The organism is Roseofilum halophilum BLCC-M91, from assembly GCF_030068445.1.
GTDB lineage: Bacteria > Cyanobacteriota > Cyanobacteriia > Cyanobacteriales > Desertifilaceae > Roseofilum > Roseofilum halophilum.
Window position 1 is genome coordinate 1 of the sequence record NZ_JAQPOK010000029.1, and the last position, 10,268, is coordinate 10,268.

7 protein-coding genes and 1 pseudogene are annotated in these 10,268 nt (G+C 50.3%); 7 read left to right on the forward strand and 1 reads right to left on the reverse strand.

All coding sequences use genetic code 11. The annotated features are described in order from the left end of the window. A pseudogene (locus tag PJF56_RS03750) lies at nucleotides 1-229 on the forward strand (hypothetical protein); the annotation flags it as partial. A 13-nt stretch (nucleotides 230-242) separates the two neighbouring features. Here the strand turns inward: PJF56_RS03750 and PJF56_RS03755 are convergent. Then, on the reverse strand, nucleotides 243-2,303 hold the full coding sequence (locus PJF56_RS03755) for an OmpA family protein (protein WP_283761308.1): 2,061 nt from the start codon (nucleotides 2,301-2,303) through the stop codon (nucleotides 243-245). 302 nt (nucleotides 2,304-2,605) lie between these two features. On the opposite strand from PJF56_RS03755, the gene PJF56_RS03760 reads away from it, so the two are divergent. The 6 genes from PJF56_RS03760 to PJF56_RS22020 all read left to right on the forward strand — a co-directional run. Then, a complete protein-coding gene (locus tag PJF56_RS03760; RefSeq protein ID WP_283761309.1) occupies nucleotides 2,606-4,216 on the forward strand; it encodes a ferredoxin--nitrite reductase in 1,611 nt (536 codons plus the stop codon). 68 nt (nucleotides 4,217-4,284) lie between these two features. Further along, nucleotides 4,285-4,842, forward strand: a complete 558-nt coding sequence (locus tag PJF56_RS03765) for a hypothetical protein (RefSeq protein ID WP_283761310.1) — start codon at nucleotides 4,285-4,287, stop codon at nucleotides 4,840-4,842. Between the two features lie 149 nt (nucleotides 4,843-4,991). Then, entirely contained in the window at nucleotides 4,992-6,503 is a 1,512-nt protein-coding gene (locus PJF56_RS03770) for an MFS transporter (RefSeq protein ID WP_283761311.1), read from the forward strand. Nucleotides 6,504-6,799: 296 nt separating this feature from the next. After that, entirely contained in the window at nucleotides 6,800-8,989 is a 2,190-nt protein-coding gene (locus PJF56_RS03775) for a molybdopterin oxidoreductase family protein (RefSeq protein ID WP_283761312.1), read from the forward strand. Between the two features lie 216 nt (nucleotides 8,990-9,205). Beyond that, nucleotides 9,206-10,015 carry a carbon-nitrogen hydrolase family protein gene (locus tag PJF56_RS03780; RefSeq protein WP_283761313.1) on the forward strand — a complete coding sequence of 270 codons (810 nt, stop codon included), beginning with the start codon at nucleotides 9,206-9,208 and terminating at the stop codon, nucleotides 10,013-10,015. A gap of 140 nt (nucleotides 10,016-10,155) precedes the next feature. After that, nucleotides 10,156-10,268: helix-turn-helix domain-containing protein (locus tag PJF56_RS22020; RefSeq protein ID WP_347179434.1), on the forward strand; the 113-nt coding region annotated here is incomplete at its 3' end.

Below are 10,268 nucleotides of genomic sequence, written 5' to 3' on the forward strand. Positions count from 1 at the left end.
CGAACCCCTGGAGTTATCGGAAAAGAAGGTTTGGTTAGAAGAATTAGGCTTAGGTTTGGCGCTATGGCAAGGAGAGTATGAAGGAGTAGAAGGACTATGGTTGCGCTTTTACGATCCAGATGGGAACTGGATTCCCACACCGAGTGAGCGAGCGCAGCAAGCCGAGTCAGAGTTACAACAACTACGGGACAAACTGCGACAACTGAATATCGATCCCGATTCCCTGTAAAATCTTCCTCTCCCTACTGGGGATAAAATACAACGGCTCGCTTGAGCCAATCAGGTTGCTGGGGATTAACATCGGCTGGAGGATAGGCGATCGCCTCTACCTGAAGTCGCTTCCCATCAATTCCCTGCTGAATCAGCACTTTTTGCACCGCTTCCGCCCGTTGACGGCTCAAGGTTTGCCCGTTTTCCTCCTCCTGATCGGGACTGATATGGCCAGCAATTTTCAGGTTTAACTCTGGATAGCGTTTCAACAGCGTTACCAACGGAATAATTTTTACCCGGATATCCGCCGTCGGTAACTGGGCGGAATTGACAGTAAAATAAATACGAATAGGAATTTCCGGCGGTTGCACTTCCACCGTATTCGTTACCGCTTGGACTCCCGGAACTTCCGTAAATGCTTGGGTAATACGAGTAGCATCGGCCGCTTGAATGATGGTTCCTTTCACCGTAACTTCCCCATTGTCATACTCAGCCGAAATAGAAATACCATCTAACTGATCCAAGGTTGCCTCTACCCTGGTGACTTCCGCTTGAATTTCTTCTGGAGTGGGAGGAGGGGCAATAATTTCTACCTGATTCTCTACCTCCAAATCTGGCGCATTTTCTGCCATCACCTGTTCTACGGTTTCGTGTAAACTCGGATCGGGCAATTGTCCGGTTAAAGTCACCTCATCCCCTCTCACTTGTGCGTCTAGGCGATAGGGGGATAACTTGGGTGAATTGGCTAAAACTTGAGTCAGTTGGCGACTTAACCCGGTTTCCCGAACGGAGCGATAGGCAAACCAGCCTAATGGCAAAAAGGCGATCGCCACTATCCCGGCAATAACTGCCAGCCACACCTTAGAAATACCGCCAGAGCGCAGGTTTTCCACTTTTTCCTTAAATACCAAGGTAGCAGGCACATGGGGCGCTTTTGCTCCGTCTCCAGTCCCCCCTTTCGCCTCAATTAACGCCTCAATTTGGGGAGTGAGGACTTCCATTAACTCCTCTGGTGTGCGTTGCTCCGGAGTTTCAGTTGCTGGAGGTAATTGGGCTAAGGCAGTTTCTATCTTTTCTTGAACCAACGCTTCTACGCGACTGTCAATTTTTGCTTGCACTAACCCTTCTAATCGACTCAAGAGTATAGATTCAAGCTGTTGCATATCCGGATTTTCGGGCAGTTTGATCTGTCCCAATAATTCCCCTTGAACCTGCTCCACCCGTTGTCCAATTAAGCTATCTAAAGTGGGCTGTAAACTTTTCACCAGTTCGGAAGAATCGGGTAAATTTTGACTTTGCACATATTCCGATAACTTCTCAGACAATTGACTATTCACCTGAGCGGCGATCGCCGGTTGCAACTCCTCCACCGAAGGCAGTGCGGGCTGTTCCTTGGGTGCAAGCAACGTTACCAACTCTTCCCGCGACTCTTGCAGTCTTTGCGTCATCCAGTCCATCAACTGCTGTTGTAATTGAGTTTCTAGAAGTTCCTGTTGTTGTTCTAAATAGGGTTTGAGAGCGCGTTTGAGTTGTTTTTGTAAGGGCGGCACTAACTCCGGTAAAATCACCTGCACCACATCCTCGGCGTGAGCTTGAATATACTCCATCAAATCCGTCCGTAGCCAGCGCTCGAACTGCTTACGGGTGCGCTCATCCGACTCTTGGAGGGAAGCTTCAATGCGATCGTCCACTTCCCGCAGTAGTCCATCCAGCAGCCGATCCCAAGCCCCTGAAGACAGCATCCCCTCCTTGGATTTCGGCAGTAGGGGAATCATGGTTTCGGCGATTTCCTGCTTGTTGTCCTTAATGGTGCGTGTCAGGGCTGGATGGAGCCATTGCATCAGAGTCGTCGGCGATCGCATCAAATACTGCTTCACCTCCTCCCCCACCAACGGCACTAACACCCGCTTTAAATCCTCCAAATCCGGCCGTTGCTTCTGTAAGCTGGCCAATTCTTGCTTCAGTTCTTGCAATTCTTTTTGTTTGTTTTGCAACTCAGAAGACTCCGGAGGAATCAGCAGATTTCGCAATTGTGTTAAAGGATCATCTTCAATCGCCTCTTCTGTTTGTGGTTTGTTTAGATCCTCTGCCATCGATCCTATCCTTACCGCATTTAATGTTGTCTACAGATTCTTTGCCACTCTCTATCAAGCGCGTTTTCGGTCATTTTTCACTCTTAACCCCGATCCAATGGGGGTCTCAGACCTTCACGCTTACGTTACTCATGCGATTTTTACACTTTTATCATACAAGAAATTCATAAAAAGAAAGATTTTGTAATTTGAAATACTAAACCTTCTAATCGATCTCCATAACATACTAGCTAATTCACGGCGGAGCAGACCGAGATCAATTCTTACCGAACTCAAAACCGAACTAAAAGAGGTTCTTTTTTATGACCACCGTTCCCTCCACCGAAAAGCTGAATAAATTTGAACGATTTAAGGCCGAAAAAGACGGATTAGCAGTCATTGGGCAACTCGAAGAATTTGCTCAAATCGGCTGGGAATCTATAGACGAAACTGACCGCGACCAACGGCTCAAATGGCTAGGAATTTTCTTCCGCCCCGTCACTCCAGGGAAATTCATGCTGCGGATGCGGATGCCCAACGGTATCCTCACCAGCCAGCAAATGCGAACTTTAGCAGAAGTCACCCAAAAATATGGAGAAGAGGGTAATGCTGATATTACCACAAGGCAAAACCTACAACTGCGAGGCATTCGCCTAGAAGACATACCCCAAATCTTCCAGCGATTCCAGCAAGTGGGCTTAACCTCCATCCAATCGGGGATGGACAACGTGCGGAATATTACCGGTTCCCCCGTTGCTGGCATAGATGGGGCGGAACTGATTGATACGCGCCCCCTGGTGCAGGCCACCCAAGACATGATTACCAACTCCGGTCAAGGGAACCCCGAATTTACTAACTTACCGCGAAAATTCAACATTGCGATCGCCGGTAGTCGAGACAACTCCGTTCACGCCGAAATCAACGACATCGCCTACGTCCCCGCCTACAAAGACAGTATTTTGGGCTTCAACGTCCTCGTCGGTGGCTTCTTCTCCGGCAAACGGTGCGAAGCCGCCATTCCCCTAGACGCTTGGATAGAACCCAATGACTGCGTGTCTCTCAGTCGCGCCATTCTCGAAGTCTACCGAGACCATGGACTCCGGGCCAACCGGCAAAAATCCAGACTCATGTGGCTCATTGACGAATGGGGAGTCGAGCTATTCCGAGCCAGCGTAGAAAAACAACTCGGCCAACGGCTCCCCGAAGCCGCCCCCAAAGACGAATTCGACTGGGATAAACGGGACCACATCGGAGTTTATCAGCAAAAACAAGCCGGCCTCAACTACGTCGGGCTGCACATCCCCGTCGGTCGCCTATATGCCCCCGATATGTTTGAACTCGCCCGCCTAGCCCAAGTTTACGGCGATGGAGAAATTCGGCTCACCGTCGAACAAAATGCCATTCTTGCCAACATTCCCGACTCCCGTCTAGAAGCCTTGTTAGCTGAACCCCTCCTAGAGAAATTCAGCATCAACCCCGACCCCCTTTCCCGCGCCCTGGTCTCCTGTACCGGTTCCCAATTCTGCAAATTTGCCTTGATTGAAACCAAAAATCGAGCCAATGCCATGATTGCAGAACTGAGTCAGGAATTAACCCTAGAAAAACCCGTTCGCATCCATTGGACGGGATGCCCCAACTCCTGCGGACAACCCCAAGTGGCCGATATTGGCTTAATGGGAACCAAAACCCGCAAAGACGGGAAAACCGTAGAAGCCGTCGATATCTTCATGGGGGGGAAAGTCGGCAAAGACGCGCAGCTCGGCGAAAAAGTGATGAAAGCTATCCCCTGTGAAGACCTGAAAACCGTCTTACGCAACCTGCTCATGGAGCAATTTGGGGCTGGGCCCAAACCAGGATATCGTCCTGCCTCTCCCTCAGAAGTGAACGGAAATGGCGGCCAATCTAGCCACTCTCAACCGGTTTCTAGCCTTTAGAAGCCATAAAAAAACTGGGGAGTTGCCCCAGCCCACAAATTTTAGTCTTATTTTGGAGTATCGCAAAAATGTCTGAACATCACAACCGTCTTTCCCCAGTCGAGTCTGTATTGTTAAAAAGCTTAAGCTTAGTGGGTGTGGTAATATTTACTGGATTGATGGCCGGTCGTTGGCATCATTTGTTAGTACAAGCCGCTTCCGCCGAAACTGAAGTCGCCGAAACAGTAGCACCTGAACCCGAAGAAGTAATTGTGGCTAGTGCCAGTCCCTCTGCACCCGCTCCTGTAGTAATGACCGAAACCGTAGAGGTTGAGCCAGAAGTTGAACCGGTGGCCATGATGGATGAAGCGACAGTCCGCCAGTTGCGCTCTGAACTCTATGAGCAACTCGATAGCCGTTGGCAAACTGCGCCCACCTTCTCCGAGAGTTTAGTGTATCAGGTGGAAGTGAACGAAGAAGGGGCGATCGCCAAATACACCCCCTTAAACTCCCTCGCCTCCCACCACCTCAGCGAAACCCCCCTCGAAACCTTACGGCAAGCCAAAGAGCCATCAAGTTCCGCTCCCTTCCTCGTCGTCATGGCTCCAAGTGGAGTCCTCGAAGTCAGCCCCTGGACAGGGAAATAGGGACGCGGAGACGCAGAGACATTGGGAGAGGGAGACACGGAGACACGGAGACACGGAGATTCCCTTGACTTCCAATTCCCAACTCCCCACTGCCCACTCTCTACCCATTACCCATTACCCATTACCCATTACCCATTACCCATACAACCATGCTCAAAGAAATGTGGTCATTCCAGGGCAGATACAAAATTCTGCACATGACCTGGTTCGCCTTCTTCCTCTCCTTCGTGGTTTGGTTCAACCTCGCCCCCCTAGCCACCGCTCTGCAAGAAGACTTCGGTTTAGAAGTCGGTCAAATTCGCACCCTTGCCATTTGTAACGTCGCCCTAACCGTACCCGCCCGGATTATCATCGGGATGCTCCTAGATAAATATGGGCCCAGAATCACCTATTCTGTCATGCTTATCTATGCAGCCATTCCCTGTATCGCCTTCGCCAGCGCCCAAAACTTTAGCCAACTGGTCATTAGCCGACTCGCCCTCAGTATCGTCGGTGCAGGATTTGTGATTGGCATTCGCATGGTTGCCGAATGGTTCCCCCCCAAAGAAATTGGTCTCGCAGAAGGCATCTATGGAGGATGGGGAAACTTTGGTTCCGCCGCTTCCGCCTTCACCCTACCCACCATTGCCGCCATTCTCACCTTCGGAGCGGGTAGTATCATCAACTGGCGGCTCGCCATTGCCGGAACCGGCATTATCGCGGCACTCTACGGAGTCCTCTACTTCTTCAGCGTCCAAGATACCCCCCCTGGCAAAGTCTATCAAAAGCCCAAAAAAGCAAGAGGTCTAGAAGTCACCACCAAAAAAGACTTTTGGTTCCTGATGCTCATGAATGTTCCCCTCTCCGGTATTCTCGCCGTTCTCGCTTGGCGCTTGAGTAAAGTCGGCTTTCTCAATACGTCCCAACTCTATATCGTTTGGACTTGTTTACTCGGTCTCTATCTCTTCCAAGCCTATAACTGCTGGGATGTGAACAAAGAACTCATGCTCGGCAAAAAACGCTATCCTGCCGAAGACCGCTATGAATTCTCCCAAGTTGCCCTCCTAGAACTCACCTATATCGTCAACTTCGGTTCAGAACTTGCCGTTGTCTCCATGCTTCCCGCCTTCTTTGAAGGAACCTTTGGTCTGAGCAAACAAGCAGCCGGTATGATTGCTGCTAGTTATGCCTTCATGAACCTAATGTCCCGTCCTGGCGGTGGCTTAATCTCCGATCGCCTCGGAAGTCGTAAAATGACTATGGCAGTATTGACCGGCTGTATGGGTATCGCCTATCTAACCATGGGTCGCGTTACCGGCGGTTGGTTTTTACCCCTCGCTGTCATGCTCACCATGCTCTGTTCCTTCTTTGTCCAAGCCGGAGAAGGCTCTACCTTCGCCATGGTTCCCCTCGTCAAACGCCGCGTCACCGGACAAATTGCCGGTAATGTCGGAGCCTACGGTAACGTCGGAGCCGTTGCCTACCTCACCCTCTTTAGCTTGCTCCCCTCTGGAGATGTGGGTAACCGAGTCTTCTTTGAAGTCCTCGGAGTCGCCAGTCTCATCGTCACCTTCCTCTGCGCCTTCTTCCTCAAAGAACCCAAAGGCTCATTCGCAGACCACCACGAAGGAGAAATAGAAGCCACCACCCTTCCCCACGTGGAACCCATTGCGGCTGAATAAGGGAATGGGGAATGGGGAATAGGGAATGGGGAATGGGGAATAGGCAATATAGCAATTCTAAATGAGTTATAAATCATTGCCCCTCATCCCCCTACCCCCTTCTCCCACAGGAGAAGGGGAAAAGTCCCTCTCCCGTGGGAGAGGGATTTAGGGAGAGGGCTTTTTCTATTTCACAACTCAAATGGACTTGCTATAGGCAATAGGCAATAGGCAATAGGTATCTGTGTCACCCCATCACCCCATCCCCTCATCACCCCACTCCCCCATTTTTAATTGTTAATTTTTAATTGAACACTATGGCACACAAAACCCTATGTCCCTACTGCGGAGTGGGTTGCGGTCTAGAAGCTTCTCCTCCTGCTGTCCCCGGTAAAGCAACAAACCGAGACAAAGAGGGCAGGCCCATCTGGAAAGTTATGGGCGATAAATCCCATCCCTCTAGTCTGGGAAAAGTTTGTGTCAAAGGCGCAACTATTAGTGAATCTCTAGATAAAAATCGCCTCAAAACACCCATGATGCGCGAGTCTTTAGATGAGCCATTTCGTCAAGTAACCTGGGATGAAGCGCTAAAGCGAATTGTGGGCAAAATCAAAACAACGCGCTTAGTCCAAGGCCCCCATTCTATTTGTATGTATGGGTCGGGACAGTTCCAAACGGAAGATTATTATATTGCCCAAAAACTGCTCAAAGGTTGCCTAAAAACCAATAATTTTGATGCCAATTCGCGCCTGTGCATGTCTTCGGCGGTTTCTGGATATATCCAAAGCTTGGGTTCTGATGGCCCGCCCTGTTGCTATGATGATTTGGAGTTAACGGATTGTGCGTTTTTAATTGGCACGAATACGGCTGAATGTCACCCAATTATTTTTAATCGCTTGCGGGTTTATCACAAGAAAAATAAAGATGTAAAATTGATTGTCGTAGACCCGCGCAAGACGCAAACGGCAGAAGCGGCTGATTTGCATTTGGCGATTAAGCCGGGAACGGATATTGATTTAATGAATGGGATTGCCCATTTGTTACATCAGTGGGGATTGATTGATTCTGTATTTATCGACGAACAAACGACTGGGTTTGTTGATTATGCTCAGGTTATCGAGTCCTATCCCCCGGAATTGGTGGCGCGAAATTGCGGTATTTCGGTGGAAGATTTGCAACAGGCGGCTCGCTGGTGGGGAGAGTCGAAGCGGGTGCTGTCTCTGTGGTCGATGGGTTTAAATCAGTCTTCGGAAGGGACGGCGAAAAATAGAACGCTGATTAATTTACATTTGATGACCGGGAATATTGGTAAACCGGGTGCTGGGCCGTTTTCCCTGACTGGACAACCGAATGCGATGGGAGGCCGGGAAGCGGGGGGACTGGCTCATATTTTGCCGGGTTATCGGTTGGTGAAAAATGAACAGCATCGTCGGGAAGTGGAGAAATTCTGGGGGTTAACTCCGGGAAGCATTAACCCTCAACCGGGGTTGTCTGCTTGGGAGATGATTCAGGGATTGGAGCAAGACCGGGTGGGGGTGTTGTGGATTGCGGCGACGAATCCGGCGGTGAGTATGCCGGATTTGGAGCGGACAAAGGCGGCTTTGTTGCGATCGCCTTTCACTATATACCAAGATGCCTATTATCCCACAGAAACGGCCGAATTTGCCCATGTTTTGCTACCTGCGGCTCAATGGAGCGAGAAAACGGGAACCATGACCAACTCGGAGCGCCGCGTGACGCTCTGTCCGGCGTTTCGACCGGCTCCGGGTTCGGCCCGGGCCGATTGGGAAATTTTTGCCGAAGTGGGACGCAGATTAGGCTTTGAGCAACAGTTTGATTTTGCAGATTCGGAAGCGGTGCGTAATGAATTTATCCAACTGACGGCTCATCGTCCCTGCGAGCAACGGGGAATTACTTACGAAATATTACGGAAAGAGGGGCCCCGACAATGGCCCTGTGCGGAAGGGGGAGAACCGCAACCGCGCATGTATACGGATTTACGCTTTAATACCCCCGATGGGCGGGCGCGATTTGCCGCGTTCCATTCGCGGGGCTTGGCGGAACCGCCGGATGGCGAGTATCCCTTTGTACTGACGGTGGGGCGACTCTATGGCCATTGGCATACGTTAACGCGAACGGGGCGGATTGATAAGATACAGAAGATGCATCCGGAGGCAACGATCGAGGTTCACCCCTATGATGCCGAAAAGTTGGGGATTACAGAAGGGATGATGGTGGAAGTGCGATCGCGGCGCGGATGGTGTCGGTTTCCGGCAAAAATTACTAAAAATATCACTAAAGGAACCGTGTTTGCACCCATGCATTGGGGAGCCATGTGGGGCGATCGCACGGAAGCCAATATGTTAACCCATCCTGAAGCTTGCCCGACCTCCGGACAACCGGAACTCAAAGCCTGCGCCGTCCGCTTAATCCCCGTCACCCCTGAACCCTCACCCGTGAACTCCGAAGAGTCACCAGTTCCTTCGTTGACATACTCACCGTCCTAAAGGAGCGGTTATTCTTGACGCTTCACTGACTGATGCTGGTGTTGTAGATTTGGGTAAAACCCGCCCCTACGGGTAATGGGGCAATTTTTAAGGAATATAACAATATCCGCGATTTTGCATAAAATCGCCCCAAAAAAACGGACTAACTTACCATCTTTCCCTAATGCCCATCCAAAGGGTATCCTAGATGGTTTATCCTCACATGCAGTTCAGACCATGAAACCCTATCTCGCAGCCGCTATCCAGATGACCAGTAAGCCAGATCTGGAGAACAACCTCACCCAAGCGGAGGATCTCATTGACTTAGCCAAACGTCAAGGAGCAGAACTTGTCAGTTTGCCGGAAAACTTCTCCTTTATGGGCATTGAGCCAGAGAAAGTTGCCCAAGCGGCCGCGATCGCCGAACAGACTGAGAAATTTCTCAAAACTATGGCTCAACGGTTCCAAGTGACCCTCCTAGGAGGCGGATTTCCCATCCCGGTGAGCAGCGATAAAGTCCACAATACGGCTCTGTTAATAGACTCCAACGGTGAAGAGTTGGCCCGATATCAAAAAGTCCATTTGTTTGATGTCAACTTGCCCGATGGCAACACTTACCAAGAATCCTTAACCGTACAAGCGGGAACCGAACTTCCTCCCATGTACGAATCAGAACACTTCGGTGGCTTAGGATTATCCGTCTGCTATGATGTCCGATTTCCGGAGTTATACCGCTCCTTGTCCCAGCGAGGGGCGGAAGTCTTGTTTGTCCCGGCGGCCTTTACGGCTTATACCGGCAAAGACCACTGGCAAGTTTTATTACAAGCAAGAGCCATAGAAAATACCTGTTATTGCATCGCTCCTGCCCAAACCGGCTGCCATTACGCCCGCCGCAAAACTAACGGCCATGCCATGATTATCGACCCTTGGGGGATTATTCTCGCCGATGCTGGAGAAGAACCCTCAGTGGCGATCGCCGAAATCCATCCCGACCGTTTAGAACAAGTGCGTAGGCAAATGCCCAGCTTACATCATCGTGTATTCTAATTACGAAAGTAATACGGGAGTCTTTCATCCCCGTCAATTTATTGCGGGGATGAAAGACGACACGAGCGGCTAAAGCCGCCTTGCTTCCCTATTGTGCCTGTTCTAGGGTAAACTAAAACCAACGATGTAGTCAGCAAAAGATGAGAGCGCGATACCAATATCGAATCTATCCAACCCAGCGCCAGACACAAAAACTTGCCCAGTTGTTTGGCTGTTGTCGCGTTGTGTGGAATGATGCTTTGACTAGAGTTAA